Origin of the sequence: Actinoplanes sp. NPDC049599 (assembly GCF_044465625.1) — a bacterium.
Lineage (GTDB): Bacteria > Actinomycetota > Actinomycetes > Mycobacteriales > Micromonosporaceae > Actinoplanes.
In genome coordinates this window covers 20,657-45,155 of sequence record NZ_JBITLX010000019.1, presented here as the reverse complement: position 1 = coordinate 45,155, position 24,499 = coordinate 20,657, and the positions used below count along the sequence as shown (strand labels likewise).

The window sequence follows — 24,499 nt, the reverse complement described above, 5'->3', positions numbered from 1 at the left end:
GCGGCCCCACCGACAGGGGATTCCTTGCTGGATAACCGCATCCGCTGGCTGACCCGCACGGCCACAGTCGCGGTGCTACTCGCAGCAGCGGGCATGCTGACCTCGGCCGCACCGGCCAGCGATCGCCGGACCGGTCGCCCAGCCCCGGCGCGTCCGCCCATGGCGGCCCGGGCCGCGCCGGCCACCCCGGCCGCGTGCAGCGCATTCCAGGTTCCGGGCCAGCTCCAGTCGCTGGGATGCGCGTACGTGGTCGGGTACTCCAACGTCACCAAGCTCGGTGGCGCGGCTCTGCTCGGCTCGCCCGACCCGGCTCTGGCCAGCGTGGTCATCATCGCGAACCGGAGCTTCTGCGTGCCGGCCACGATCCCGATCGGACTGTGCGTCATCCGCGGCGGCGTTCGGCACACCGTGACCGACTACCGATTCATGCTGGAGCCGAACGGCAGCACCCCGGGCCTGTCCGAGGGGGAGTTCCCGCCGGCCACCGCGACGTTCCTGACGTTCGGCTTCGTGCCGGTCAGCGCGACCATGCACCTCTCGCTGCTCGGTCCGATCGCCGGCTCGGCGGAGACGACGCAGGCCAACGGCCGGCACACCCTCGTCTCGACCACGCTGTCCGGCCGGATCTCGATCCGGCTCAGCGACGTCAGGGTGAACGGCGTGCCGCTCGCGGCCGGCGCGGACTGCCGCACGACCGAGCCGGAGGCCGACAACTTCACCCTCGTCGGATCGGGCGACAACAGCACCATCCCGCCGACCGGCTACACCGTCGCCCGCGGTGGACCGCTCACCGGCACCACCACCATCGGTGCGTTCGCCGGGTGCCGGGGCGCCGACGGGGAGGATCTGAACCCGCTGTTCACCGCGCCGCTGTCCGGGCCGAACAACTACGTGAAGATGATCCAGGGAAACCTCTGCTCCCCGGGTACCGGTGGCGCCAACGGCTGCCCGCCCGAGATACCGGCGCCGCAACGATGAGGTTTTGTCGTCGAGTGACAATCAAGCCATTGGCTCTTGTCAATACTTAACAATTTTGACCAGGCAAAAGCCGTCCGGTGGTCGACTTCTTGTGTCGTGATGTTGCCGGAAGTAACGTGCCGGACAGCAACGTACCGCCGAGTAACCTCCTTTCCCGACAGGCCGGAGACAACGATGGGCATCGAAGTGGAGGCTGACGGTCTGACCAAGTCCTTCGGCCGGCACACGGTGTGGCGAGACGTCTCCCTGACCCTGCCGGCCGGCGAGATCTCGGTCATGCTCGGTCCTTCCGGCACCGGGAAGACGGTCTTCCTCAAGACCCTCGTCGGCCTGGTCCGGCCCGAGCGCGGCCGGGTCGTGATCAACGGCGTGGACATCGTCTCCTGCCAGGAGCGCCAGCTCTATCGCACCCGGCGGCTGATGGGCGTGATGTTCCAGGACGGTGCGCTGTTCGGCTCGATGAACCTGTACGACAACATCGCCTTCCCGCTGCGCGAACACACCCGCCGCAACGAGCGGGAGATCCGGTCCATCGTCGAGGAGAAGATGGCGATGGTCGGCCTGAGCGGAGCCGAGTCCAAGCTGCCCGGCGAGATCTCCGGCGGCATGCGCAAGCGCGCCGGCCTGGCCCGTGCGCTGGTCCTCGATCCCGAGTTCATCCTGTGCGACGAACCCGACTCCGGGCTGGATCCGGTGCGCACCGCGTACCTGTCCCAGCTGCTGATCGACCTCAACGCGCAGATCGACGCGACCATTCTGATCGTCACCCACAACATTCAGATGGCCCGGACCGTGCCGGACAACATCGGCATGCTGTACCGCCGGCAACTGGTCTCCTTCGGCCCTCGCGAGGTGCTGCTCACCAGCGACGAACCGGTGGTGGCGCAGTTCCTCAACGGCCGGCGCAGCGGACCCATCGGGATGTCCGAGGAGAAGGACGAGGCCGCCACCGCCGCGGAAGGAATGATCAACACCGACCTGGACGAGGTCCGCGGCGTCGTACCGCAGCTGACGCCGACCCCGGGCCAGCCGCACCGGCAGGCGGCCGCGCGTCGCCGGGAGCGCGTGCTGCGGATCCTGCACCAGCTGCCACCCGCGGCCCAGCAGGGCATCCTGGCCGGCCTCGACGAGGTGTCCCCGTGAACGCACTCGCCGACACCGGCCGGGTTTTCACGCTGGCGGCTCAGGTGGTCCGCCTGTCGTTCAGCACCCGGCCGCAGGTCCGCGAGACCGTCGAGCAGTTCTGGTTCATCGCCAGCGTGACGATCCTGCCGGCGGCGCTGGTCTCGATCCCGTTCGGCGCGGTCATCGCCCTCCAGGTCGGTTCGCTGACCCGGCAGCTGGGCGCGGAGTCGTTCACCGGGGCGGCCAGTGTGCTGGCCATCGTCCAGCAGGCCAGCCCGCTGGTGACGGCGCTGCTCGTGGCCGGCGCCGGCGGCTCGGCCATCTGCGCCGACCTGGGCGCTCGCACCATCCGCGAGGAGATGGATGCGATGGAGGTGATGGGCATCTCGCCGGTCCAGCGCCTGGTCGTGCCCCGGGTGCACGCCGCTATGGGCGTCGCCGTGCTGCTCAACGGGCTGGTCTCCACCGTCGGTGTCGTCGGCGGGTACTTCTTCAACGTCATCATGCAGAACGGCACGCCGGGGGCGTACCTGGCCAGCTTCTCCGCCCTGGCGCACCTGCCCGACCTGTGGGTCAGCGAGATCAAGGCGCTCATCTTCGGCTTCATCGCCGGGGTGGTCGCGGCCAACCGGGGAATCTCCGCCAAGGGCGGCCCCAAGGGGGTGGGTGACGCGGTGAACCAGTCCGTCGTGGTGGCGTTCCTGCTGCTGTTCTTCGTCAACCTGATCATCACGGCCATCTATCTGCGCGTCGTGCCACCGAAGGGGGCCTGAGGTGCTTCTCTCCCCTGTGGACACCCTGGGCGACTCGCTCATCTTCTACGTGCGCGTGGCGCTGTGGGTGCCCCGGGCGCTGTTCCGCTACTCGAGGGAGATCCTGCGGCTGCTGGCCGAGGTCGCCTTCGGCAGTGGCGGCCTGGGCGTGATCGGCGGCACGGTCGGCGTGATGGTCGCGATGACCATGTTCACCGGCACGGTCGTCGGACTTCAGGGGTACGCCGCGATGGATCAGATCGGCACCTCCGCCTTCACCGGCTTCATCTCGGCGTACTTCAACACGCGGGAGATCGCTCCGCTGGTGGCCGGCCTGGCCCTGTCCGCAACGGTCGGCGCCGGCTTCACCGCTCAGCTCGGGTCGATGCGCATCTCGGAGGAGGTGGACGCGCTGGAGGTGATGGGGGTGCCCAGCCTGCCCTTCCTGGTCACCACCCGGGTACTGGCCGGGTTCGTCGCCATCATCCCGCTGTATGCCATGGGGCTGATCAGCTCGTATGCCGCCTCCCGGTGGACGACCATCCTGTTCAACGGGCAGTCCGCCGGCACCTACGACCACTACTTCGCGCTGTTCCTGCCGCCGCAGGACGTCCTGTGGTCGGTCGGCAAGGTGCTCGTCTTCAGCGTCATGGTGATCCTGACCCACTGCTACTACGGCTACCGGGCCAGCGGCGGCCCGGCCGGCGTGGGAGTTGCCGTGGGTCGCGCCGTCCGCAATGCCATCGTGCTGATCAGCCTGACCGACTTCCTGCTCAGCCTGGCGATCTGGGGATCCACGACGACGGTGAAGGTGACCGGTTGATGGCCACGCTGAGCCGCCGCCTGGCCGGGTTCGCGTTCCTCGCGGTCCTCCTGCTGCTGGTGTGGTTCGTCGTCGCCCGCTACCAGGGGCGGTTCACCCCGGCGGCCATGGTCGTCGTGGAGACCGACAACGCCGGCAACAACCTGCACCCCCGTGCCGAGGTGAAGGCGCGCGGCGTCGTGGTGGGCGAGGTCCGCCGGATCACGTCGACCGGCGACGGCGCCCGGCTGGAACTGGCGCTGCGGCCCGACCAGTTCCGGCTGCTGCCGGCCGACGTCTCGGCCCAGCTGCTGCCGACCACCCTGTTCGGCGAGCGGTACGTCGCCCTGGTCCTGCCCCGCCGCCCCGGTCCGGCCCGGCTGGCCGAACACGCGGTCATCCAGCAGGACCGCTCGGCCAACGCGATCGAGCTGGAGCGGGTCCTCGCGGATCTGCTGCCCCTGTTGCAGGCGGTGCAACCGCACAAGTTGTCCGTGACGCTCACCGCCATCGCCCAGGCGCTGGACGGCCGTGGCGCCCAGCTCGGCACGACGCTGCGTGATCTCAACGCGTATCTGACGGAGCTGGAACCGTCGCTGCCACGGCTGAACGAGGACATCAGCCGGCTGGTGGAGGTGGTGAACAGCTACACGGACGCGGCACCCGACCTGACCGACGCGCTGACCCACCTGAGCGTGACCAGCCGGACCCTGGTCGAGCAGCAGAGCAATCTCCGCACGCTGTTCGCCTCGGTGACCTCGGCCGGAGGCGACCTGAACTCATTCCTGCTGGACAACCGGGACACCATCATCCGGCTGTCCGCCAACAGCCGGCCGACGCTGACCGTGCTGGCCAAGTACGCGCCCGAGTTTCCGTGTGTCCTGCAACAGCTGACCGACACAGCGTCCGACATGGACAAAGCCCTGGGGAAAGGTACGGCGGAGCCGGGGCTGCACGTGCGGCTGCACGTCAGCCCCTCACGCGGGGAGTACCGGCCCGGAAAGGACGACCCCGTGTACCGGGACAAGAGCGGACCCGCCTGCTATCCCACGCCGGACAGCCTGGCCAATACGCCGCAGGAGAATGCGTACCTCAACGAACTGATGGCAGCCTCGCTCGGTGTGGCACCGCGGTCGCTGCCGCCCTGGAGCAGCCTGCTGGTCGGCCCGGTCTTCCGCGGCAAGGAGGTGACGCTGACGCCATGACGAGGAGTATCGCCGGCCCGGCCGTCAAGGGCACCGTGTTCGCCGTCGTGACCGTGGTCGCCACGGCAGTTCTCGGTCTGAGTATCACCAACACCAGCGTCGGCGAGACCCGGACCTACCGTGCCCAGTTCACCGATGTGACCGGCCTGTCCGATGGTGATGACATCCGCATCGCCGGGGTGCGGGTGGGCCAGGTGACCGGCGTCCGGGTGGTCGACCGCCGGGTGGCCGAGGTGAGGTTCACCGTCGATGCCGCGCGTACCCTGCCGGGCTCGGTGACCGCCACCATCAAATACCGCAACCTGGTGGGGCAGCGCTACATCACGCTGGCCCAGGGCGTGGGCCCGGTCGGTCAGGTCCTGGTGCCCGGACAGACCATCCCGCTCGGGCGCACCACGCCGGCGCTGGACCTCACCGCGCTGTTCAACGGCTTCCAGCCGCTGTTCCAGGCGCTGGCCCCCGAGGACGTCAACCAGCTGGCCAACGAGGTCGTTCAGGTCCTGCAGGGGGAGGACGGCACCGTCGACAGCCTGCTGGCCCACACGGCGTCACTGACCTCCACCCTGGCCGCCAAGGACGAGGTGATCGGCAAGGTCATCGACAACCTCAACGCGGTCCTGACGACCGTCAACGCGCGCGGCGACAAGCTCTCCGCGCTGATCGGCACACTCCAGGAGCTGGTCTCCGGGTTGGCCCGGGACCGGAAACCCATCGGCCAGGCGATCGATGCGATCGGCGATCTGACCACCACCACGGCCGGCCTGCTCCGAAGCGGACGGGAGCCGCTCCGCCGGGACATCGTGTCGCTCGGCAAGGTCTCGGCCACCCTGTCGGAAGGCTCCGAGCTGGACACGTTCCTCCAGCGCCTGCCGGTGAAGATGGAGAACATCGGTCGGACCGCCTCGTACGGCTCCTGGCTGAACTTCTACCTCTGCTCAGCGACGGTCAGCGGGGTCACCGCCGCGGACGGCAGCCCGCCGCCGACCGGGCTTCCGGTGACCGAGACGAGATGCCGATGAGCCGCCCCAGCCGTCATCCCGCCCTCGCCGGCGTGCTCGGCCTCGTGCTGGCCGCCGTGCTCGCGCTGGTCGCGTTCAACGCCGATCACCTCCCGATCGTCGGCGGTGGCACCACGTACACCGCCGACTTCACCGAGGCGGCCGGACTGCGCACGGGCAACGAGGTGCGGGTCGCCGGCGTGAAGGTGGGCACCGTCACGCGCGTGGCGCTGCACGACGGCCTGGTGCGGGTCGACTTCCGGGTCAAGGACACCTGGGTCGGCGACACCAGCACCGTGGCCATCCGGATCAAGACGCTGCTCGGCGACAAGGTGCTCGCCCTCGACCCGCTCGGCGGGGCATCGCAGGACCCGCGGACCACCATCCCGGTCAGCCGGACGACCTCGCCGTACGACGTCACCGCGGCGTTCGGGCAGCTGTCGGACACCGTCAGCCAGATCGACACGGACGCGCTGGCCCGCAGCTTCTCCACGATGGCGCAGACCTTCCGCAACACGCCCGATTCGGTGCAGGGGGCGTTGCGAGGGCTGTCCGACCTCTCGCGCACCATCTCCTCCCGGGACACCCAACTGGCCCAGCTGCTCACGGCGACCAGGCAGATCACCGGGCGACTGGCCGACGACAACGCGCAGTTCCAGGCGCTGCTGGCCGACGGCAACCTGCTGCTGGCCGAGGTCCAGCGACGGCGCGACGCGATCGGCGCGCTGCTGACCGGCACTCAGCAACTGGCCGCGCAGATCTCCGGGCTGGTCGCCGACAACACCGCGACCCTGGGCCCGACGCTGGCGGCGCTGGACCGGGTCACCGACGTGCTGCAGCGCAACCAGGACAACCTCACCCGGGCACTTGCCCTGGCCGGCCCGTACTACCGGATGGTGGGCAATGCCATCGGCAACGGGCGCTGGTTCGACGCGTACCTGTGCGGCCTCGTGCCCGACTCGTACCTGCCGGCCGGCACCGCGCCGCCGAGCGGATGCATGCCACCGAGGACAGGGAGCACGCGATGAGCCCGACGTCGTACCGGGCGGGCCGGATCCTCGCGGCTACCCTCGCGGTGCTGGTCGTCTTCACCGGCTCGCTGGCCTGGCTCGTGATGCGCGACTTCGGCACCAGGCAGATCGTCGCGTACTTCGGCGAGGCGGTCGGCGTGTACGCCGGCTCGGACGTGCGGGTGCTCGGCGTGCCGGTCGGTACCATCACCTCGGTCAGCCCGCAGGGCACGCGGGTACGGGTGGGGATCACGATCGACCGCGATGTCGACGTGCCGGCCGGCGCGCTGGCCGCGGTCGTCGCGCCCAGCATCGTCAGCGACCGGTACGTCCAGCTCAGCCCGGCCTACACCGGCGGCGCGAAGATGGCCGACGGCGACGAGATACCGATCGACCGCACCGCCACGCCGGTCGAGCTCGATCAGCTCTACGAGAGCCTCAACCGGCTGGCCACGGCGCTGGGACCGGACGGCGCCAACCGCACCGGTGCACTGTCCGATCTGCTGGACACCGGCGCCGCCAACCTGGACGGAAACGGTAGAGCGCTGGGCAGCAGCATCGCCGACCTCGGCAAGGCAACCCGGACGCTCTCGGGTTCCCAGGACGACCTGTTCGGCACCATCGCCAACCTCGAGCGCTTCACGGCCATGCTGAGGGACAGCGACGACCAGGTGCGGAAGGCGGAGATCCAGCTGCGCGACGTGGCCGGCTTCCTCGCCGACGACCGGCAGGAACTCGCCGCCGCGCTCACTGAACTCGCCACCGCCCTGCTCCAGGTGCGCGACTTCATCCGGGACAACCGCGGCCGGATCACGTCCAATGTCGACAAACTGGCTTCGATCACGGACACCCTGCTGCGGCAGCGCGCCTCGCTCGAGGAGGCGCTGGACGTGGTGCCGCTGGCGCTCACCAACGTGGTCGGTGCCTACAACCCGGCCACCGGCTCCTTCGAGGGAAGGGGAAACCTGAGAGAGCTCGGTCCGGATCAGGCGCCCGCCGCGGCGCCCGCCCTGCCTCTGCCTCCCGTAGGCACCCCGGGAGGCCGCTGATGAATCGCTGGCCCCGCCTGCTCATCCTCCCCGCCGTGGCGGTGCTGCTCGGCGGCTGCGGCCCGATCACCTTCTCCGGCGCCGCCGATCTGCCGCTGCCCGGCGGCGCCGACCTCGGACCGCACCCGTACCGGGTCGTCGCCGACTTCGCCGATGTCCTTGATCTGGTGCCGCACGCGGCGGTACGGGTGAACAACGTGCCGGTCGGCCGGGTTTCGAAGGTCGAGCTGCCCGACGGGAGCTGGACCGCGCGGGTCACCATGGAAGTCAACGGATCCGTCCACCTGCCGGCCAACGCCGTGGCCCGCCTGCATCAGTCCAGCCTGCTGGGCGAGAAGTACATTCAGCTGGCCGCACCCGCCGACGGCTCCGGCGCCGGGACGCTCAGCGACGGCGCCGAGATTCCGTTGGCCCGAACGAACCGCAACCCGGAGGTCGAGGAGGTCCTCGGCGCCCTCTCCATGCTCCTGAACGGCGGCGGGATCGCCCAGCTGCGCACCATCACCGTGGAGCTGAACAACGCTCTGGACGGCAACGAGCCCGAGATCAAGGCGCTGCTGAAGAACATCGACACCCTCATGTCCAGTCTGGACGACAATCGGGCGGACATCACCGCCGCGATCGACGCGCTGAACCGCTTCGCGGGCGAGCTGGCCCAGCGAGACCAGCAGATCGGCACCATTCTGGACGACCTCTCTCCGGGGTTGCGGGTACTGGAACAGCAGCGCGGTGAGCTGGTCACGATGCTGCAATCGCTCGACTCCCTGTCCCACACGGCGGTCGACACCATCGAGCGGAGCCAGGCCGACCTGGTGGCCGACCTGAAGTTGCTGGACCCGGTGCTGCGCCAGCTCAGCAACGCCGGGCAGGCCCTCCCGCAGGCGCTGCAGATCCTGCTGACCTACCCCTTCACCGACGCCGCCCTCGACACGATCAAGGGTGACTACCTCAACGTGTATCTGTCGCTGGTCGCCGCGCCCGGCACGACCGTGATCCCGCCGCTGACTCCCGGCGATGCCATCGCTGCCGCAGCGCGGGAGCAACAGGGTCGCCGCGCGCCGGCCTCGACCAGGCCGAGCGCACCCGGAGCCGGCGTTCCGCCCCTGCCCCTGCCCATCGTGAGTTCGACGCCACCGTGGGGCACGACGCCCTCGCAGGCCACCTCACCGTCGCAGATCGGCCCGCCCTCGCAGGCCGTCCCTCCTTCGCAGGCCACCCCTCCCTCAGCGTCCGCGCCGACATCGCCGCCCACCGGTTCCTCGCCGCCCGAGTCGTCGACACCCTCGACGCCGTCGGACCCATCCCCCGGAGGTGCCGGCTGATGCTCAGGCCCGGCGCAAAGCTCAAGATCGTCCTGTTCGCCGTCCTCGGTGCGCTCGTGGTCGGCTTCATCGGGCTGCGCTATGCCGACCTGGGCCGCTACGTCGGCCACAGCGGCTACTACGTGGTCCGCCTCGAACTGGGCGAGTCCGGCGGCATCTTCACCAACGCGGAGGTGACCTACCGGGGGGTGACGGTCGGACGCGTCGGCGCCATGCGGCTGACCGCCGACGGCATCGAGGCCGACCTCAAGATCGACCAATCCGCGCCGCGCGTCCCGGCCGCGGTGCAGGCCGTGGTGGCCAACCGGTCGGCAGTGGGAGAACAGTACGTCGACCTGCGTCCGAAGAGCGACAGCGGACCGTACCTGGCCGCCGGATCGCGTATCGAGCACGCGGACACCCGGCTTCCCCTGCCGGTCACCACGGTGCTGACCTCGGTGGACAGCCTGGCCGCCTCCGTACCCAAGGACGACCTGCGCACCGTGGTCGACGAACTGGACCGGGCCCTGGCCGGCCAGGGCCCGAACCTGCAGATCCTGCTGGACACCGGCGGGGAACTGACCCGGGCCGCGTCGGACAACATCGGTTCCACGACCCAGCTTCTCGACAACGGTCAGGTGGTGCTCCGCACGCAGCAGGAGTCGAGCGACGCGCTGCGCTCGTTCAGTCGTGACCTGAACCTGCTCGCCACCCAACTGGACAGCTCCGATGAGGACCTGCGGCGCCTCATCCTCGCAGCCCCCGCGGCTGCGGATCAGGTGAGCGGGCTGCTGAACGACACCGATCCGGGCCTCGGCGTGCTGCTGAGCAATCTGCTCACCACCTCGGACATCGCGCTGATCCGCCGCGACGGGCTGGAGCAGGCGCTGGTGACGCTCCCCGCCGTGACGGCGGCCGGATCGACGGCCATCACCGCGGACGGCATCGACATGGGGCTGGTCACCACGTTCTTCAAGCCGCTTCCATGCACCAGCGGGTACGGGGGAACGACGTACCGCAACGGGCTCGACACGGCGCCCGGCCCGAAGCTGAACACGGCGGCGCACTGCTCGCTGCCCCCCAGCACCGGAGTGGGCGTCCGCGGCTCGGCGAACGCGCCACGTGGGAACAGGTGAGCGCCGGGGGACCAGCACGGCACCACGCCGAGGTGGTGCGCAGCGCCGCAAGCCGGCGGTCGTGCGGGTGGGCGGCACTAAGGCTGATCTCGTTTTGGCAACGGCGGTACGGGTTCGTCCCAGCGGGGCGGTGGCGCGCGCGACAGCCTTCTAGGCTCCCCTCGCTCCGCCTTACAGGACCCTCCGGGAGGACACCCCTCATGCACCGCTCCCTCGGCCGGCACGTGCTCGTCGGTGTCGCCGTCGCCGTCGCAGCCGCGCTCACCACCCCTGCCTACGCCGCTGCTCCGGCCATCGACATTGCCCTGCCGGACGTCACGGTCGCCGCCGGCGGCAGTACCCAGATCGCCCCGATCCTGTTCTCCGACAAGGAGACAATCGTCACCGGCGCCACGGCGGTCTACCAGCTGTCCGGCGACCTGGACGGCGTCAGCCTCGGCATGGCGGACGAGTTCTCGGACTGCACCAGCGACGGGCCGGCCAAGCTCACCTGCACCACACCCTGGGAGACCTGGATCAGCCCGGACGGGGCGATCGGTGACTTCGTGGTCGGCGGAGTCGGAGATCCGGCGACGCAGCCCGGCCATCAGCTGCGGCAGGAGCACCGGCCCGGGCGGCGGACCGAGGCTGTCCTGGTGCGGATCGACCGTGACATAGACCGACAACACCCCGAGCGGGTCGCGCAGCCGGGCAACGTTCTGCAGGTCTTGTGAGCGGATCACCGACATGGCACACCTCCGCGGAAGATGCCGCCAGGCGTACGAATGCCGCCCCTCGGCCGGCAGAGCCCAAAGTCACGTCCGCAACGGACGTCCGAACGCCTCGGTCGCCGGTGGCCGTGACGGCGCACGGGTCGGTTCTAGGTTGTCCAGTCGATGACGGCCAGCTCGTCGGCCGGTGCGACGACGATGCCGTTGCCGCCGCAGGCCCGGCACGGGTCGAGGGGCTCGCCGCTGTACTCGTCGCCGCAGGTGAAGCAGCGGAGGCGGTCCGTGGCGCGTTGCCAGTCGACGCGGCTGCCGGCGAGGCAGGTGCCGGTGGCGGCGGTCTGCCATGCGGCGGCAGCGGTGTCGGGGTCGACGCCGGGACCGATGGCGAGGACGACGGTCCGGACGGGTCGTCCGGCGCTGGCCTCGACGAGCGCGGCGACCGCGGTCCGGAGCAGACCGGTCTCATGCATGGGTGGGCACCTCCACGCCCCAGTCGGTCAGGATGCTCCGCGCGGTGGTCACCATGGCGTCCAGGCGGGCGGTCAGGAGAGGGCTGAGACCCCAGCGATCGGCGACGGATACGGGCACGATGCCGACCAGCGTGATCCGGTGTGGGGCGCAGCCGGCCAGTTCGGCGGCGGACAGGGCGTCGACGAGGCCGATGTCGTGCGCGGTGGCTCGTACGCCGTGCCCGCGGCGCACGTCGTGGTCGTGCAGGACGACCAGGTCGCCGGGTGCCCGGCCGGCCTGCGACACCGCGTCGAGGATGAGCACCGCGCGCCGCCCGGCGAGGTAGGGCATGAGCATGAGCCCGAGGGTGCCGCCGTCGACGACCTCCACGCCGGGTAGGGGCGGATCGGCCAGGCGGCGGGCGGCGACCACGCCGACGCCGTCGTCGCCGAGGAGTTCGTTGCCGACGCCCAGGACCAGGACGGGCGCCCGGCCGGCGGCGGTCATCGCCGGTCCCTGGGCAGGAACTTGTACCCGGAGAAGATCGAGGAGACCAGGCCGGATCTCTCCACCCGGTCGACGAGCAGCGCGCTGTACACGTGGTGGATCATGAATCCCCAGACGAGCCACATGATCAGATGGTGGAGGAAGCGGATGGTCGGCAGCGAGAACAGGCCGGTGAGCCATCCGGTGAGCCAGGCCGCCCAGGCGGTGCCCTCGACGCCCCACAGGGCGAGCCCGGTGAGGATCTCCACGAGCAGCATGGCGTAGAGCACGGTGTAGGTCAGGCCGGCGAGCGGGTTGTGCCCGGCGACCGGCGGCGCCTCCCGGTCGAGGAAGAGGTAGAAGCGCAGCGAGGGGACGATCTGGCGGAGCCGGGCGCGGCCGGCGGGAATCCACTCGCTCCACCGCGACCAGCGGTTGGGCGACAGGAACAGCCACGCCAGCCGGGCCAGGACCAAGGCGATGAACAGGTACGCCGTGACCTTGTGGGCCGTCTTGATCCAGGCGACCCAGGGCGCGGTGTGGCCCGGGTCGAGCAGGGGGTTGCCGATGAGGAAGCCGGTGACGCTGAGCACGACCAGGGCCAGGACGATCAGCCAGTGGACGAGCCGCACCGGGAGGTCCCAGACTCGCACGCGGACGAGGGTCTCCTCGGCCGGCACCGGGTCTGCGGGCCGGGCCGGGGCCGGCGGGGCGGGGGAGGGTCCGGTGGTTCTCGGGGCGCTCATTGGACCCGCACCTGCACGATGTCGCGGCCGTCGGCGTCGTAGAGGTGCGCGGCGCAGGCCATGCAGGGATCGAAGGAGTGCAGGGTCCGCAGGATCTCCAGCGGACGCTGCGGGTCGGCGACCGGCGTGCCGACGAGGGCGGCTTCGTACGCGCCGGGATGGCCGTCGGCGTCGCGGGGACTGGCGTTCCAGGTCGTCGGCACGACGGCCTGGTAGTTGCTGATCCGCCGGTTGTCGATGCTGACCCAGTGCGACAGCGATCCGCGGGGCGCCTCGTGGAAGCCCACGCCGAGAGCCTGCCCCGGCGGCCAGGTCGAAGGGTCCCACTTCTCGGTGTCGGCGATGGCGAGGTCGCCTCCGGCGATGTTGGCCCGGAGCCGGTCGACCAGTTCCAGGGTGTAGTCCGCCATCAGCTTGGTCTCCAGCCCGCGGGCGACGACCCGGCCGAGGGTGGACATCAGGGCGGCGGGCGGGACGCGGAGCCGGTCGAGCGCGCCCTGGACGAGCGGCCGGATCCGGGCGTCGTCGGTGGCGTACCCGACGAGCATCCGGGCGAGCGGGCCGACCTCGACGGCGATCCCGTCGTAGCGAGGTGCCTTGAGCCAGGAGTACTTGCCGTCCACGTCGAGCTGCTCGAAGGGGGGCTGCGGCCCGGTGTAGTCCGGGGTGGTCTCGCCCTTCCACGGCGGGAGCGCCGCGTCGCCGCTGTCGTACCTCAACCACGAGTGGGCGACCGACTCGGCTATCCGGGCCGGGTCGAACGGCTCGACGGTCAGGCCGCCGCCGCGGATCACGCCGCCGGGAAACAGGCCGCCCTCCGGGGGACGGCCCTTGCGTGCCGGCGACGGGGTGTAGTCGCCGAACACCAGGTACGCGCCGAGGCCCTTGCCGTGACCGGTCCAGTCGGCGTAGGCGTGGCCGATCGCGTACAGGTCGGGCAGGTAGACCTGCTCGACGAAGTCGAGTCCGCGGCGCAGCAGTTGGGTGAGTTCCTGCAGGGTGTTGTTGTTGATCGCGTCCTGGCTGTTCAGGTCGATGGGCGAGGCCATGCCGCCGACGACGTAGGTCTGGGGGTGCGGGTTCTTCCCGCCGAGAAGGGCGTGGATGCGGGCGTAGTCGCGCTGGAAGTCCAGGGCGTCCAGGTAGTGGCTGAACGCGAGCAGGTTCAGTTCGGGGGTGAGCCGGTAGGCGGGGTGTCCCCAGTAGCCGTTGGTGAACGGGCCGATGTTCCCGCCGGCGAGGAACGCCTTCAACCTGTTCTGCACGGTGGTGAACAGACCGGCGGTGGCGCGTGGGTAGCCCGAGATGGACTGGGCCAGGGACGCCGTACGGGCGGGATTCGCTTTCACCGCGGCGGTCGGGTCGACCCAGTCCAGTGCCTGCAGATGGTAGAAGTGCACGACGTGGTCGTGGACGAACTGCGACGCCGCGATGAGGTCTCGCAGGAGCCGGGCGTTCAGCGGCGGTGTCGCGCCGATGGCGTCCTCGACCGCCCGTACGGAGGCGAGGGCGTGCACGGTGGTGCAGACGCCGCAGATCCGCTGGGCGAACAGCCAGGCGTCACGGGGGTCCCGCCCGCGCAGGATGGTCTCGATGCCGCGCCACATCGTGGCGGACGAGTACGCCTCGGTGACGGCGCCACCGTCCACCTGCACCTCGACCCGCAGATGTCCTTCGATGCGGGTCACCGGGTCGATCACCAGACGGGCCATTGCTAACCCTCGTTCCGTTCGTCGGTGGTGGCGGTGTCGCCGGCTTCCCGGGCGCGGGCGTCGCGGGCATTGCCGACCCGGTGCTGGATCAGCTTTCCGGCGCCGTGCAGCGCGAAACCGGTGGCGGTGGCGGCGAGGACGCCCAGGCCGATCTTGTCGGCGGTGAGGTCGGCGCCGGCGGTCCGCACGTGCGGCAGGCGGTCGTAGAACGGCGACATCGTGTCCCAGAAGTCCGGCTCGGAGCAGCCCACACAGCCGTGCCCGGCCGCGATCGGCCAGGAGGTGCCGTCGTTGTAGCGGATGCTGGGGCAGTTGTGGAAGGTGCTCGGTCCCTTGCAGCCCATCCGGTACAGGCACCAGCCCTTGCGGTGGCCCTCGTCGCCCCACGCCAGGGCGAACTGCCCGGCGTCGAAGTGCCCGCGCCGAGGACAGGTGTCGTGGATGCGCTCGCCGTAGGCGAACAGCGGCCGGCCGAGGCCGTCGGTGGCGGGAAGGTGTCCGAAGGTGAGGTAGTGCACGATGGTGGCGGTGAGGTTGTCGGGGTTGACCGGGCAGCCGGACAGATTGATCACCGGGATGTCGTCGACGACGTCCTGCACCCGGACGGCGCCGGTCGGGTTGGGTCCGGCCGCCGGGATGCCGCCGAACGCCGAACAGGTGCCGACGTTGATGATCCCGGCAGCGCCGCGGGTGCAGCGGCGTAGGATGTCCTCGGCCGAGCGGCCGCCGATCGTGCAGGACCCGGCGATGCCGGTGGGCACCGAACCCTCGACGATCACGAGGTGCTTGCCCTTGGCGGCCGCGTCGTCGCGGGCCTTCTCCGCCCCGGCCCCGGCCGCGGCCATGATCGTTTCGTGGTAGTCCAGGGAGATCAGGTCGAGGATGAGGTCGCCGGCCGACGGGTTGCGGGAGCGCAGGAACGCCTCGGTGTCGCCCGCGCAGTCCTGGAACTCCAGCCACAGCACCACCGGACGGTCCACCTTCGCCAACGCGTATGCCACCCGCGGAGCGAACATGGGCGGCAGCGCCAGCGTGGCGGTCACCCCGGCGCAGAACCTCAGAAAGGTCCGCCGGTCGACCCCGGCCAGGGCCAGCCGGGCCGCGAGTGACGGGGCGACTGCCCGGCCGCCGGGCCCGGAGAGGACCTCGGGCACGGCGTACGTCTCTTGCCTGTGGTGGCCTGTCATGACCACACCGCCTCCTGAGGGCGACGACCCGGGAACCGCCGCGGCACCCGAGGACGCCCATCACAGTAAGCACGTCTTCGCGCCACGCCCCAGGGGCGATACGTCCGGGGGTATGTGCCAAAGGGCCCTGGTCAGCCTGCCGGCGCCGGACGAGACTTGCGCGGCATGAGGACCGACGTGCTCGTGGCGCAGGTGCGCGCGGCGTTCGAACGCGTCCATCGTGCGGTGTTTCTCGGCGATCCGGTGGCCAACGCCCGCCTCTCGGTGGACGTCGTCGACGTCGACGTCGTGCACGACGCCCCGACCCTCGTGCTCGTGCTCGTGACACCGTGGACGGTGAACGGGTTGATCTTTACCCCGGACGACGCCTTTCCCGAGGCGTTGGAGATCGCTGGACGCCGTCGCCCAGTCTTCCGGGTCGAACTGACCGGTCTGGCCACGTTCCGATCGGTCAATCTGCCGGTCGATACCGCGGCCCTGCGCAGCATGGCGCAGGCGCGGACCCTCGCCCGGTCCTGGGTCCCGCCCCTGCACCAGGCGATCCGGACCGCGCTCGCGGCGCCGGCTCTGGGCGGCCGATCCGGCCCGCCGTCCCCGGCGGGCACCCCGGACGAAGGGCCGGCACGATGCTGAGCGCCGCAGCGGCGCGCACCGTGGGTCGCCTCGAAGTGCACGGGACGGTGCAGGGCGTCGGGTTCCGACCCTTCGTCTACCGCCTGGCCCGCAGCCTCGACCTGGACGGATGGGTCCGCAACGACGACGGCCTCGTCGTGATCGAGGCGGCCGGTTCCCCGGAGGCGGTCGCCGCGCTGGCCACACGGCTCCGCACCGAAGCCCCGCCGCACGCCCGGGTCGTCGACGTGCGGGTCGGGGCGGTGTCTGGCCCCGCGCCGCGGCGCGGCTGCGGTTTCCACGTCGAGTGGTCACGGGGACGCGCGGTCACGGCCGGGCCGGCGATCCGGGAGATACCGCCCGACCTCGCGACGTGCGACCCGTGCCGGTCCGAGTTGTTCGACCCGGCCGACCGCCGGTACCGGTACCCCTTCCTCAACTGCACCGACTGCGGCCCGCGCGCCACGATCATCGACACGCTCCCGTACGACCGGGAACGCACGACAATGTGGATGTTCGGCATGTGCCGCGACTGTGCGCGCGAGTACGCCGACCCGGCCAACCGCCGCTTTCACGCCGAACCAGTCGCGTGTCCCGCCTGCGGGCCCCGGCTGGCCTGGGCGCCGTCCGGGCGGGACGCGCCGGGCGTACCCGGCGAGGACGCCTTGCGCGCCGCCGAGGAGCTGCTCCTGGCCGGCGGCATCGTCGCAGTCAAGGGGCTCGGCGGCTATCAGCTAGTCTGCGACGCCGCCGACGCGGGTGCCGTCGACCGGTTGCGCGCCCGCAAGCGCCGTCCGTCGAAGCCGTTCGCGGTCATGGTGCCCGACCTGGCCACGGTGGGCCGGATCTGCCGCGTCGACCACGTCGAGGCGGCGCTGCTCACCTCGGTCGCGCGGCCGGTCGTCCTGCTCGAACCGGCACCCGGCCACGAAGTGACCGGCGCGGTGGCCGGGGGCGCCCCGCGCCTGGGGCTGTTCCTGCCCGGCACGCCGCTGCACCACCTGCTGCTCGCCGACCTCGCCCGGCCACTCGTCGTCACCAGCGGAAACCTCGCGGAGGAGCCGATTACGATCGCCGACGCCGACGCGCGGGAGCGCCTGGCGGCGCTGGCCGACGGGTTCCTCAGCCACGACCGGAGCATCCGTTCCCGCTACGACGACTCGGTCACCCGCGTCGTCGCCGGACGCCCGTCGGTCGTGCGGCGGGCGCGCGGCTACGCCCCGGCACCCATCGGCCTGCCGATCCCGGCGCCCGAGCCGCTGCTCGCCGTCGGCGCCCAGCTCAAGCACACCTTCACCCTCGCGCACGGCGGCACGGCGATCGTCGGGCCGCACACCGGCGACCTCGAGCAAGAGCCCACGATGGCCGCGTTCACGGCGAACCTCGCGCATCTGTCCGGCGTCGTGGGCATCGAGCCGAGCGCCGTCGCCCACGATCTGCACCCCGGCTACCTGTCGACCCAGTACGCCGCCGGCCTGTCGATGAACCGGCGGATCGGGGTTCAGCACCATCACGCCCACGTGGCCTCCTGCGCCGCGGAGCATGCCGTCGACGGGCCGTTCATCGGTGTCGCCTACGACGGGCTGGGCCTGGGCGACGACGGGACGCTGTGGGGCGGCGAGGTGTTCGTCGCCGACCTCGCCTCGTACCGGCGGGTGGCCCGCTTCGGCCGGGCGCCGCTGCCCGGCGGTGCCGCCGCCGTGCGCCGCCCGGCCCGCATGGCGCTGGGCTACCTGTTCGGCGCGGAGACGCTCGACCACGAACCGCTCACGGACGACTCCCGCGCTGCCCGGATGCGGCTGGCCGCCCCGTTCCTGCGGCGGCTCCCGGACCGGGAGGTCGCCGTCGTCTCGCGCATGGTGGCGCGTGGGGTCAACTGTCCGGTCGCGTCCAGCGCCGGGCGGCTGTTCGACGCCGCCGCCGCGCTGCTCGGCCTGGGCGACGACGCCACCTACGAGGGCGAGGCCGCGGTCGCCCTCGAAGCCGCCGCAGGCGGCGCGCGACCCGGTCACGCCGAGCTGCCCTGGCGACTGATCAGCCGCGACGACATCCTGGTCTACGACCCGTGGCCCACGCTGCGCGCGCTGCTGCACGGGCTGCACGAACGCGCCGGCGTCGCGACGCTCGCCGCCCGGTTCCACAGCACGATCACGGCGGTCACCGTGACCATCTGCACCGACATCGCCGAGCGGCACGGGACGCGCACGGTTTGCCTGTCCGGCGGGGTGATGCAGAACCAGCTCCTCGCCGGCGGCCTGCTGGCCGGCCTGTCCGGAGCCGGCCTCCACCCGTTGATCAACGAGCGGGTGCCGGCCAACGACGGCGGCATCAGCTACGGCCAGGCAGCGGTCGCGGCCGCCCGGCTGCAGAGAGGGGAAGCCTGATGTGCCTTGGGATTCCGGGACGAATCACCCGGACGACCGACGTCGCCGGCATGCTCATGGGCACGGCCGACTTCGGCGGCGTCTCCCGCGAGGTCTGCCTCGCCTACGTACCGCAGGCGCGGGTGGGCGACTACGTGATCGTCCACGTCGGCTTCGCCATCAGCCTCGTGGACGAGGCCGAAGCTCAGCGGACACTGGAGGTTCTGCGTGCGATGGGCGACGCTCTGCAGCAGGAGCTGTCCCCCGAGGACGCCAACCGGCCGGCACCACCGAACCGGACACCGGCATGAAATACCTCGACGAGTACCGGGACCCCGCGCTGGCCCGCCGCCTGCTGGACCAGATCCGGGCGGTCGCCTCGCAGCCGTGGGCGCTGATGGAGGTGTGTGGCGGCCAGACACACACCCTCGTCCGGCAGGGCATCGACGAACTCCTGCCGGCCGGGATACGGATGATCCACGGACCCGGCTGCCCCGTCTGCGTGACCCCGCTGGAGCTCATCGACAAGGCCCTCGCGATCACGCAGCGCGACAACGTCATCTTCACCTCGTACGGCGACATGCTGCGCGTACCCGGGTCGACGACCGACCTGCTGGCGCTGCGCGCCCGCGGCGCCGACGTCCGCGTGGTCTACTCGCCGCTCGACGCGGTCCGCATCGCCGCCGAACGACCCGACCGGGAGGTCGTCTTCTTCGCGGTCGGTTTCGAGACCACCGCGCCGGCCAACGCCATGGCGGTGCTGCGCGCCCACCAACTCGGCCTGCCCAACTTCAGCATGCTGGTCAGCCACGTGCTCGTGCCGCCGGCGATGACCGCGATCCTCGACGCGCCGGACTGCCAGGTCCAGGCGTTCCTCGCCGCCGGGCACGTCTGCGCCGTCATGGGCTGGACCGAATACGAGCCGATCGCCGCTCGCTACCACGTCCCGATCGTCGTGACCGGCTTCGAGCCCCTTGACCTGCTCGAGGGCATCCTCATGGCCGTCCGCCAGCTCGAGGCCGGCCGCGCCGAGGTCGAGAACCAGTACGCCCGTACGGTCCTGCGCTCCGGCAACACCGACGCGCAGGACGCCATCCGGCGCGTCTTCCGCATCGGCGACCGCGCGTGGCGCGGGATCGGCGTCATTCCCGCCAGCGGCCTCACCCTCACCGACGAGTTCTCCCGCTACGACGCCGAGCGCCGCTTCGCCGTGGCGGACCTGACCGCACGGGAGCATCCCGCATGCATCGCCGGTGACATCCTCAAGGGAACGCGCCTGCCCACCGACTGCACCGCGTACGGGACGCTGTGCACGCCGCGCAACCCGCTCGGCGCCCCGATGGTCTCCACCGAGGGGACCTGCGCCGCCTTCCACACCGCCGGACGGCAGTCGCCTCCTTTCCCTGCGACCCCTGTGAGGTCATCGTGACGACCGTCGACCCGACGCTCGGTGTCTGCCCTGTCCCGGCTGCGGAGACCGAGAAGGTGCTGCTCGGCCACGGCAGCGGCGGCCAGCTCTCCGCGGAACTGCTCCGCGACATTCTGATCCCCGCCCTCGGGCACGCCGGCGCCGGCGCCGGCGTGCCCGAGGACGCCGCCGTCCTCGACATCGACGGCGTCGACCTCGTCGTCAGCACCGATTCGTTCGTGGTCAGTCCCCTGTTCTTCCCCGGCGGTGACATCGGCGCCCTGGCCGTGCACGGCACCGTCAACGACCTCGCCATGATGGGCGCCATGCCGGTGGCGCTGGCCGTCGCCTATGTCATCGAGGAGGGCTTCCCGATCGCCGATCTGCGCCGCGTCACGGCCTCGGTCGGCGCCGCCGCAGCCGCCGCCGGTGTGCAGGTTGTCACCGGGGACACCAAGGTCGTCGGACGGGGCGCCGCCGACGGGATCTTCGTGACCACCACCGGGATCGGTCGCCGCCTACCAACGGCCCGCATCTCGGCCGCGTTCGCCCGCCCCGGAGACGTCGTGCTGCTGTCCGGGCCGATCGGCGCGCACGGCACCACCGTGCTGAGCACCCGCGAGTCGCTCGGGTTCGAGACCGAGATCGCCTCCGACACCCGTGCCCTGCACCGGCTCGTCGCGGCGATGCTGGCCGAGGCGGGTACCGACCTCCACGTCATGCGCGACCCCACCCGCGGGGGAGTGGCCTCGGCGCTGAACGAGATCGCCGCCGCGTCGCGGGTCGGCATCGAGATCGACGAGCAGGCGATACCCGTACCGCCCACCGCCGCCGCCGCGTGCGAACTGCTCGGGCTGGATCCGCTGCACGTCGCCAACGAAGGCTGCCTCGTGGCCATCACCGCACCGGACGCGGCCGAGGCCCTGCTGGCCACGATGCGATCCCAGCCCGAAGGGGTCGGCGCCGTGCGCCTCGGTGCGGTCGTCGGCGAGCATCCCGGCCGGGTACTGATGAACACGCTCATGGGCGGCAAGCGCATCATCGACATGCTCGTCGGGGAACAACTCCCGCGGATCTGCTGACCGCGCCGGGCGCCGCAACGCGCTCGTACGGCTGAGGGTTGTTCGACGAGGCCCAGCGGTGGCCGGCCGTGCACGCGCGTGACGCCGTGGTCCTCTTCCGACTCGCGCTGGAGCAGGCGCAGGCCGGGACCGCGTGGCACGCCGTGGCCGACGAGGGGGATCCGGTGAGACATCGCCGCGGTCATCGGTCGCCGACGGGGACTGCCGGTCGAGCCGGTGCCACTGGAGAGCTGTGGCCCGCTCGGCCCGATCTTCGCGACCGACCAGCCGTCGTCCAGGGCGTACGCCCGGCAGGCGCTGGGCACGCCGGCCCAGTCCCGGGCGGCCAGCGCGTTCCGCACCCGGCCGAACTCGGGGTACGCGGCAGTCACGTCGAATTCGGGGCGTGGCGGTGCGGCAGCGGCGGGCATGGCGGCATCCTGGGTGATCTTCGATGCCCATCGGGTACCCCCTTTGCGGAGCGGCTGGCGCCGGGAGCCAGGGCCGTGCCGGCGTCGGCGCGGCCCCGTCCCGGCTCAGGACTTCTTCACGGTGCGTGCCCTACGGCCCGTACCTGCCGCCAGGCGCGGAGGACGACGGCTAGGAACGCGGGTTGCTCTTCCTGGCCGTGGTGGCCGATCCGGGCCGGCAGTTCGAGTTCGTGCAGACCGAGGGCTCTGTTGCGTTGCGCGATGCCTCGATCCTGCAATCAGCCAACCCAACGGAGCCGGGCCGGGTCTGATCGGCGGGCGCTTGATCGCCAGCATCGCACAGCCGTACCGGGACCGGCACCCGTCGGGTAATCGTCCAGTAATCGCCTCTTCGTAGCGTCACAGGTCACCAGTACGCGACACGAAGGAGCCGATCCCGTGCCGAATCTCACGCGTGCAGTGAGCGCCGTGGCAATGAGCAGCGTGCTCACGGCCGGGCTCACCGCGGCCACCGCAATCCCCGCGCAGGCCGCCACGACCGGCGCCAGTTGCAAGCTGTCCGCGAACTGGCAGGTCAAGTTCTCCGCGGCCTACGACCAGCCCGGCAATTCCTCGTACGTCCGCTACGCCGTGATGAACTCGCCCGGACCGATCCGGCAGTTGCAGCTGACCGTCCTGGACAGCCACGGCAACGTCCTCGGCGGCACCGGGCCGCTGACGAACCCCGACCAGGTGACCCGTATCGACATCTACGACACCTTTCTGCTTCCTACCATCCACATGCGGGTCTGGGGCGGCAACAACAACTGCAACGCCTATCTGTATCCCTATTCGGTGTGACCTGAGGAGGCCGGGAAATGAAGATTCTCAAGCGACTACTGGCGGTGGGTGCGGCCGTGGTGGCCTCGGTGGCCCTGGTGCCGGGGGCGGCCCGCGCCGACACCGGATGCTCCGTGCGGAAGTACATCCCGGGGGTCAGCATCTACTACACGTACTGCGACTGGCAGGGCTCCGAGCTCGGGTTCAGCGGCTGGAGTTCGCGGGCCTACATGGAAAACAACCACGGCGCGGCCGAGACCGTCTACACCCAGGTGAACCTGCAGATCGACGGCAAGGACAACATCCTGGCGCAGCGAAGCTACTACATCCACGAGGGCAAATCCCAGCTCGACCCGTACGGCGGCGTCGGAACGTGGCCGTGGCCGGACGACACCATCGAGATCGGGTTCGCGCACAAATGCACGTTGGGACACATCTACTTTCCGATCGTCCGGATGAAGCTCGGGAGCACTGGCACCTGGGGCCAGTGGGCGGGCGCCGGCAAGTTCGTCTGCGCCTTCAGTTGAGGAGAGACATGGAACTTCCTGTCCGACGGCCGGTCGTGACCCGGCTGCTGATCGCCGTGTGGTTGCTGGCGCTGCTGGCCGGCACCGCCCTCACCGGGGCCCTCGGCTATGACGTCGCGGTCGGCACCTCCGCGAACGCCGCAACCGTGACGCGGGCGTCCATCGTCGACGTCGCCGAAGGCGAGATCGGCAACTCGGAGACCGACGGCAGCTGTGAGAAGTACGGACCGTGCACGTCCCTGCCGTGGTGTGCCATGTTCGTGGAGTGGGTGTGGCGGACCGCCGGCGTGCGGAAGGTGCCCTCCACCTGGGTCGCGCGCGACGTGGGACAGTGGGCCCAGGAGAACGGCCTGTGGAAGGCGCGTCCCTCCGGCGGGCGCGGTAACCCGCTCCCCGGCGACCTCGCCGTCTATGGCTCGCCTTCCGACGCGACCGGTGGCCACGTGAGCGTGGTCGCGTCGGTGAACTCCGACGGCACGATCACCACCATCGACGGCAACCTCGGTGTGCGGGTGGCCAAGCGCACGATCGATCCGGTCACCCAGACCGCCGGAGCCGACGGTTTGCGCATCTCCGGCTATGTCGAACCGTCCAACGTGGGCACGCCGACTCCGGCTGTGGTGAACCGGGTCGGCGCGTCGGCGCTGGAGTACAATGGCCTGTTCTACGTGTTCGCTCGGGGTGTCTCCGACGAACTGCGGCTGAACTACTTCGTGCCGGGGACAGGCTGGGACCAGAACAACGACATCGGCGGGAGTGTGACCACCCAGCCCACCGCCGTGGAGCACCTCGACTCGTTGTGGGTCACCACCCGGGGTGCTGACGGCCTGGTGAAATACCGGATCCGCGAGGACGAGGGCTGGACCGAGTGGCGGAGCCTGCCGGGCGCGGTGGCCGGTAAGCCCGCGCTGATCGAGATGAACGGGACGCTGTACGTCTACGTCCGGCTGGCCGACGGCTCGGTGAAATACCGTTACCACACGACGGCAGGCTGGAACGCCGACGGCATCTGGAAGACGCTGGGCGAGTCGGCCGCGTCCGATCCGACGGTGACGGTGTTCAACGGCGCCATGTACGTCTTCGACCGGTCCACGGCGGGTAACGTCCGGTACCGCAACTGGACCTCGGCCAACGGCTGGTCCTCTTGGCACAGCCTGGCCGGCTCGGTGGTGGGACGACCGACGGTCGCGGTGCAGAACAAGACGTTGTGGGTCTTCGCCCGCAACAGCGCGGGAGCGACCATCCGGTACTCGCTGACCGTGGGCGGCTCGTGGGTGGAGAACCTCTCCATCGGTGGTGACACGATCGCCGATCCTGAAGCGGTCGCCTCGGGCGGCCAGCTGCACCTCTTCGCCCGCAAGGGCGACAACACGGTGGAGTACCGGTATCTCAACGGCTCCACCTGGACGGACTGGCGCAAGCTCGACGGCGCCGTGACCTCAACGCTGTTCACCGGCTTGCGGGGCGGCAACCGCTTCGTCTTCGGTGTCGGCGACGGCCCCAACGGCAGCAAGCAACTCAAGTACCGGTATTGGGCGCCCGCGGTGGACGGTGACACGTCCTCCAGCCCCGGGGGCTGGAGCGACTGGGGTTCGCTCATCGGAAACCTGCACCCGTAACCACCATGAAGG

The 24,499-nt window shown here is 70.8% G+C and carries 25 protein-coding genes; 20 read left to right on the top strand and 5 right to left on the bottom strand.

What is annotated here, in order from left to right; translation table 11 throughout:
• Positions 1-159: 159 nt before the first annotated feature.
• The 11 genes from ACIBQZ_RS28455 (at position 160) to ACIBQZ_RS28405 (ending at position 11,069) form a co-directional block, all read left to right on the top strand.
• A complete protein-coding gene (locus ACIBQZ_RS28455; protein WP_396091865.1) occupies positions 160-978 on the top strand; it encodes a hypothetical protein in 819 nt (272 codons plus the stop codon).
• Between the two features lie 174 nt (positions 979-1,152).
• Positions 1,153-2,121: an ABC transporter ATP-binding protein gene (locus ACIBQZ_RS28450; protein WP_396091864.1), complete on the top strand. Its 969-nt coding sequence runs from the start codon at positions 1,153-1,155 to the stop codon at positions 2,119-2,121.
• Positions 2,118-2,876 carry an MlaE family ABC transporter permease gene (locus ACIBQZ_RS28445; RefSeq protein ID WP_396091863.1) on the top strand — a complete coding sequence of 253 codons (759 nt, stop codon included), beginning with the start codon at positions 2,118-2,120 and terminating at the stop codon, positions 2,874-2,876. Before ACIBQZ_RS28450 ends, ACIBQZ_RS28445 begins: the two co-directional genes overlap by 4 nt.
• 1 nt (position 2,877) lies before the next feature.
• On the top strand, positions 2,878-3,678 hold the full coding sequence (locus tag ACIBQZ_RS28440; RefSeq protein ID WP_396091862.1) for an MlaE family ABC transporter permease: 801 nt from the start codon (positions 2,878-2,880) through the stop codon (positions 3,676-3,678).
• The gene (locus ACIBQZ_RS28435) at positions 3,678-4,862 is read left to right on the top strand and encodes an MCE family protein (protein ID WP_396091861.1); all 1,185 of its coding nucleotides are present in this window, start codon (positions 3,678-3,680) and stop codon (positions 4,860-4,862) included. The genes ACIBQZ_RS28440 and ACIBQZ_RS28435 overlap by 1 nt, the downstream gene beginning before the upstream one ends.
• Entirely contained in the window at positions 4,859-5,881 is a 1,023-nt protein-coding gene (locus tag ACIBQZ_RS28430; RefSeq protein WP_396091860.1) for an MCE family protein, read from the top strand. The genes ACIBQZ_RS28435 and ACIBQZ_RS28430 overlap by 4 nt, the downstream gene beginning before the upstream one ends.
• A complete protein-coding gene (locus ACIBQZ_RS28425; protein WP_396091859.1) occupies positions 5,878-6,888 on the top strand; it encodes an MCE family protein in 1,011 nt (336 codons plus the stop codon). The genes ACIBQZ_RS28430 and ACIBQZ_RS28425 overlap by 4 nt, the downstream gene beginning before the upstream one ends.
• Positions 6,885-7,919, top strand: coding sequence for an MCE family protein (locus ACIBQZ_RS28420; protein ID WP_396091858.1), 1,035 nt, complete (start codon positions 6,885-6,887; stop codon positions 7,917-7,919). The genes ACIBQZ_RS28425 and ACIBQZ_RS28420 overlap by 4 nt, the downstream gene beginning before the upstream one ends.
• Entirely contained in the window at positions 7,919-9,241 is a 1,323-nt protein-coding gene (locus ACIBQZ_RS28415) for an MCE family protein (RefSeq protein WP_396091857.1), read from the top strand. The genes ACIBQZ_RS28420 and ACIBQZ_RS28415 overlap by 1 nt, the downstream gene beginning before the upstream one ends.
• Positions 9,241-10,356 carry an MCE family protein gene (locus ACIBQZ_RS28410; protein ID WP_396091856.1) on the top strand — a complete coding sequence of 372 codons (1,116 nt, stop codon included), beginning with the start codon at positions 9,241-9,243 and terminating at the stop codon, positions 10,354-10,356. Before ACIBQZ_RS28415 ends, ACIBQZ_RS28410 begins: the two co-directional genes overlap by 1 nt.
• A gap of 200 nt (positions 10,357-10,556) precedes the next feature.
• Positions 10,557-11,069 (top strand): hypothetical protein, encoded by a 513-nt coding sequence (locus ACIBQZ_RS28405; protein WP_396091855.1) that lies wholly within the window; start codon positions 10,557-10,559, stop codon positions 11,067-11,069.
• 146 nt (positions 11,070-11,215) lie between these two features.
• Here ACIBQZ_RS28405 and ACIBQZ_RS28400 read toward each other — a convergent pair whose 3' ends face one another.
• The 5 genes from ACIBQZ_RS28400 to ACIBQZ_RS28380 are packed head-to-tail and all read right to left on the bottom strand — an operon-like array spanning position 11,216 to position 15,647.
• Positions 11,216-11,536, bottom strand: a complete 321-nt coding sequence (locus ACIBQZ_RS28400) for a hydrogenase/urease maturation nickel metallochaperone HypA (protein WP_396091854.1) — start codon at positions 11,534-11,536, stop codon at positions 11,216-11,218.
• Positions 11,529-12,023: a HyaD/HybD family hydrogenase maturation endopeptidase gene (locus ACIBQZ_RS28395; protein WP_396091853.1), complete on the bottom strand. Its 495-nt coding sequence runs from the start codon at positions 12,021-12,023 to the stop codon at positions 11,529-11,531. Before ACIBQZ_RS28395 ends, ACIBQZ_RS28400 begins: the two co-directional genes overlap by 8 nt.
• The gene (gene cybH, locus ACIBQZ_RS28390) at positions 12,020-12,748 is read right to left on the bottom strand and encodes a Ni/Fe-hydrogenase, b-type cytochrome subunit (RefSeq protein WP_396091852.1); all 729 of its coding nucleotides are present in this window, start codon (positions 12,746-12,748) and stop codon (positions 12,020-12,022) included. Before cybH ends, ACIBQZ_RS28395 begins: the two co-directional genes overlap by 4 nt.
• Positions 12,745-14,460 (bottom strand): nickel-dependent hydrogenase large subunit, encoded by a 1,716-nt coding sequence (locus ACIBQZ_RS28385; protein ID WP_396091851.1) that lies wholly within the window; start codon positions 14,458-14,460, stop codon positions 12,745-12,747. Before ACIBQZ_RS28385 ends, cybH begins: the two co-directional genes overlap by 4 nt.
• Positions 14,461-14,462: 2 nt before the next feature.
• Complete coding sequence (locus tag ACIBQZ_RS28380) at positions 14,463-15,647, bottom strand: hydrogenase small subunit (protein ID WP_396091850.1); 1,185 nt, start codon at positions 15,645-15,647, stop codon at positions 14,463-14,465.
• Between the two features lie 165 nt (positions 15,648-15,812).
• Here ACIBQZ_RS28380 and hybE point away from each other — a divergent pair, with 165 nt between their 5' ends.
• The 9 genes from hybE to ACIBQZ_RS28335 all read left to right on the top strand — a co-directional run bounded on the left by hybE (position 15,813) and on the right by ACIBQZ_RS28335 (position 24,487).
• Positions 15,813-16,280, top strand: coding sequence for a [NiFe]-hydrogenase assembly chaperone HybE (gene hybE, locus ACIBQZ_RS28375; RefSeq protein WP_396091849.1), 468 nt, complete (start codon positions 15,813-15,815; stop codon positions 16,278-16,280).
• Positions 16,274-18,643, top strand: coding sequence for a carbamoyltransferase HypF (gene hypF / locus ACIBQZ_RS28370; protein ID WP_396091848.1), 2,370 nt, complete (start codon positions 16,274-16,276; stop codon positions 18,641-18,643). The genes hybE and hypF overlap by 7 nt, the downstream gene beginning before the upstream one ends.
• Entirely contained in the window at positions 18,643-18,933 is a 291-nt protein-coding gene (locus ACIBQZ_RS28365; RefSeq protein WP_396091847.1) for a HypC/HybG/HupF family hydrogenase formation chaperone, read from the top strand. Before hypF ends, ACIBQZ_RS28365 begins: the two co-directional genes overlap by 1 nt.
• Complete coding sequence (gene hypD, locus ACIBQZ_RS28360; protein ID WP_396091846.1) at positions 18,930-20,051, top strand: hydrogenase formation protein HypD; 1,122 nt, start codon at positions 18,930-18,932, stop codon at positions 20,049-20,051. Before ACIBQZ_RS28365 ends, hypD begins: the two co-directional genes overlap by 4 nt.
• Positions 20,048-21,112, top strand: a complete 1,065-nt coding sequence (hypE, locus tag ACIBQZ_RS28355; protein WP_396091845.1) for a hydrogenase expression/formation protein HypE — start codon at positions 20,048-20,050, stop codon at positions 21,110-21,112. The genes hypD and hypE overlap by 4 nt, the downstream gene beginning before the upstream one ends.
• 592 nt (positions 21,113-21,704) lie before the next feature.
• Positions 21,705-21,833, top strand: coding sequence for a hypothetical protein (locus ACIBQZ_RS28350; RefSeq protein WP_396091844.1), 129 nt, complete (start codon positions 21,705-21,707; stop codon positions 21,831-21,833).
• Between the two features lie 163 nt (positions 21,834-21,996).
• Positions 21,997-22,362: a hypothetical protein gene (locus ACIBQZ_RS28345; protein ID WP_396091843.1), complete on the top strand. Its 366-nt coding sequence runs from the start codon at positions 21,997-21,999 to the stop codon at positions 22,360-22,362.
• Positions 22,363-22,379: 17 nt separating this feature from the next.
• Positions 22,380-22,868 (top strand): hypothetical protein, encoded by a 489-nt coding sequence (locus tag ACIBQZ_RS28340; RefSeq protein ID WP_396091842.1) that lies wholly within the window; start codon positions 22,380-22,382, stop codon positions 22,866-22,868.
• An 8-nt stretch (positions 22,869-22,876) separates the two neighbouring features.
• Positions 22,877-24,487 carry a CHAP domain-containing protein gene (locus ACIBQZ_RS28335; protein WP_396091841.1) on the top strand — a complete coding sequence of 537 codons (1,611 nt, stop codon included), beginning with the start codon at positions 22,877-22,879 and terminating at the stop codon, positions 24,485-24,487.
• The last annotated feature ends 12 nt before the right edge of the window (positions 24,488-24,499 follow it).